At 74.2% G+C, this 2,798-nt stretch carries 4 protein-coding genes; 1 reads left to right on the top strand and 3 read right to left on the bottom strand.

Going from position 1 to position 2,798, the window contains the following annotated elements; translation table 11 throughout:
- On the bottom strand, positions 1–244 hold a 244-nt coding region (locus E2E34_RS33160), incomplete at its 3' end, for a hypothetical protein (protein ID WP_208765409.1).
- Positions 245–444: 200 nt separating this feature from the next.
- A complete protein-coding gene (locus E2E34_RS33155) occupies positions 445–1,419 on the bottom strand; it encodes a GlxA family transcriptional regulator (protein WP_138905537.1) in 975 nt (324 codons plus the stop codon).
- 155 nt (positions 1,420–1,574) lie between these two features.
- Between E2E34_RS33155 and E2E34_RS33150 the strand changes: the two genes are divergently transcribed.
- A complete protein-coding gene (locus tag E2E34_RS33150) occupies positions 1,575–2,075 on the top strand; it encodes a hypothetical protein (protein WP_244316380.1) in 501 nt (166 codons plus the stop codon).
- A 130-nt stretch (positions 2,076–2,205) separates the two neighbouring features.
- Here the strand turns inward: E2E34_RS33150 and E2E34_RS35760 are convergent.
- The coding region (locus E2E34_RS35760) for a hypothetical protein (protein ID WP_167518438.1) at positions 2,206–2,798 on the bottom strand (593 nt) is incomplete at its 5' end.

The following is a 2,798-nucleotide window of genomic DNA, read 5'->3' as shown; positions in this document are numbered from 1 at the left end:
CCGGGGCCGTACGGGGCGCCCGGGCGAGGCGGTCGACCTCGTCGTGCGGCTTCTCGCCGGCGGGCTTCGCTCCGCCGGTGGGCAGGTCGCCGCCCGGCGAGAGGGGGCCAGGACGGGCGGCGAGGGTGGCGGACGGCTGCCCGCCGGACTGCTCGGCCCGGGCGACCTGCCCCACCGGTGCTAGCAGTGCGACGGCGACGGCTCCCGCGAGCAGCGGTCTGCGCAGGGATCTGAGCTGATACACCAGTGGACTCCTGTCGGAGGTGAGGGGGTGGTGCGACAGCGGTGCGGATCCGCGAAGGGGCGTGGCAGGCAAGGGACTTGACGATCAGGCACCCGCGCGTGCCATGTAAAATAGTAATGTGACATTGCACTGACAAGAGTGCTGCGGCTCCTTCTTCTTCTCCCGGGCGCCGACCCGGGTGACGCGGCCTCAGGCCGGTGTCATCGGGGAGGACGCGGCCGCTGTGCGGCCCGGTAGCGGGAGGGCGGGATTCCGTACCGGCCGACGAAGGCCTGGCGCAGCGCCTCGGCGCTGCCGAACCCGCAGCGGGCCGCCACACCCGCCATGGGCAGCGTGGTCGAGGCGAGGAGCTGGGCGGCGGCCTCGGTGCGGGCCCGCCGGACGAATCGGGCCGGTGCCAGCCCGACGTGCTCCGTGAACAGCCGGGTGAGATGGCGCGGGGTGACGCCCGCCCGGGCGGCCAGGGCCGCCGTGCCGAGGTCGTGGTCGGGGTGGGCGGTGATGTGGGCGACGAGCTCGCGGACCAGGTCGTCGCGGGGTGGCGGAGCTGCGGTGAACAGGCTCATCTGCGCCTGGTTGCCGGGCCGTTGGAGGTAGGTGACCAGGTCGCGCGCCACCTGGCGGGCCAGTTCGGGGCCGTGGTCCTCCTCGATGAAGGCCAGCGTGAGATCCAGCGCGCTGGTGATGCCGGCCGCCGTGTACACGTTCCCGTCGCGTATGTAGATGGGGGCCGGATCGACGCGGACGCGAGGGTGCCGGGCGGCGAGCCGGTCCGCGAACCGCCAGTGCGTGGTGGCGCGGCGGCCGTCCAGGAGGCCGGCGGCGGCCAGTACGCCCGCGCCCGTGCACACGGAGGCCACCCGTCGGCTCTCCGCGGCCAGCCGACGGACGTGCCCCACGAGCCGGGCGTCGGCGGCGGCGCGCTCGAATCCGACGCCGCCCGACACGATCAGCGTGTCGAGCGGCCCGACCAGCCGTTCCAGGGACTGCTGGCCCATCAGGGTCAGCCCCGAGCCGCAGACGATCGGGCCGCCACCCGGGCAGGCCACGCTCACCCGGTACGGCACCGCCGGGTCGCCGATGCCGTTGGCCATGGCCAGGCCCGTGGTCACGCACGCGATGTCGAGCAGTTCCGCCGACGCGTAGCCGACCACCACCATGAAGCGCTCCCCCATGCGGCGAACCCTATGCGGGAAGGACAGGCACCCCAAGGTCGCGGACATCGGCCGGCCGCCGCGCCCCGATCGGTCCGGCGGGGCAGGACAGTGGGCTCCGGGGCGCCCCGAGGAGGCCCTTCCTTTCCACCGCACCCCCGTACCCAGGAGACACCATGACGATCGGCTCCACGCAGGACGAACGGGACCGCGGCAGGGGTACGGCGCCCGCGTCCGGCCCCCGGCGGGCCTCCGGCCCCTTCCGTTCCCCGGGCCTCCTCGCCGCGGCGGGGCACCGCTGGCCCACGCTCCTGGCGCTGGCCCTCGCGGTCGTCACGTTCGCCGACGGCCTGCCGGCCCTGGAGTTCCTGGCGGCCCTCCTCGTCGTCATGCCGCTGTGCTACCTGCTCTTCGGCGCGCTGCGCGGGGAACTGCGACCACCGCGCGTCCTGGTCCTGCAGATCGCGGGGCTCCTCGGCTTCGCGGCCGTGGCGCTGACCGCCCTCGCCGTCGACGAAACCCTCGGACTCCACGTCCTGGCCGCGGGCTGGCTGGCCCACGCGGTCTGGGACTTCGCGCACCACCGGACGGGGCGGGTCGTGCCCCGCGCGTGGGCGGAGTGGTGCTGCGTCGTCGACGCCTGCGGCGCCCTGGCGTTGGCCCTGCTGGCCCAGTAGCGCACGGGCTCTCGTGACCGCGGGTCCTTCGCGTCGGGAATCCGCGCGCGTACGGCGCGTGCGCTCGCGGCCGGCGAACCGACGGTCGGCGGGGCCACGCCCGATGGGGCCCGGCCCGGCTCGCTCCGGCTCAGAGGTCCTTGATCTGGTACTGCGAACGCGCCTTCCGCATCAGGTCGTCGGCCACCCGGGCCGCCGACTTCCCGGCCGGCACGTCCACCGTCAGCGTCAGCCGCTCCTGGGAGGAGTTGACCACGATCAGGGTCTTGCTCAGCCTGCGCGGCGGCGTGCCCTCCACCTCCTTGCTGTACACGTTGGTGATGACGGCCGCGTCCTTGCCCTGCTCCGTGGTGGACTCCACCGTCAAGGTCGCCGGGGAACCGCCGGTGGGCGGCGTCGCCTGCTCGTACTCGCTCTTCCAGCGGTCGGCCGTCGCCCGGGCCGTCTCCGTGGCCTTCTCCTTCTGGTCCACGCGCAGCGACAGGTCTCCCTTGGGCGAGGTGTATTCGGTGGCGACGTAGGGGCCGTCGCTGCTCTCGACGTCGTCCTTGGTGGTGATGGTCCAGTCGGCCGGAGCCGCGACCGTGAGCTGCATCCGGTACTCCTCGTACCGCTTCCACCCTTCCGGCAGGTCGTCCCCCGTGAACCGGGTGATCAGCACGACGGCCAGCGCCAGCGCCGCCGCGGCGCCGGCCGCCGCGGCGATGCGGCGCGTTACGCGGG

It is taken from the genome of Streptomyces albidochromogenes, assembly GCF_005981925.1.
GTDB lineage: Bacteria > Actinomycetota > Actinomycetes > Streptomycetales > Streptomycetaceae > Streptomyces > Streptomyces albidochromogenes.
The sequence above is the reverse complement of the archived record's forward strand: the minus strand, read 5'-3'. Positions and strand labels throughout refer to the sequence as shown.

Coding starts and splice junctions, on each gene's coding strand:
- E2E34_RS33155 (WP_138905537.1), bottom strand. CDS start 1,419: ATGGGGGAGCGCTTCATGGTGGTGGTCGGCTACGCGTCGGCGGAACTG.
- E2E34_RS33150 (WP_244316380.1), top strand. CDS start 1,575: ATGACGATCGGCTCCACGCAGGACGAACGGGACCGCGGCAGGGGTACG.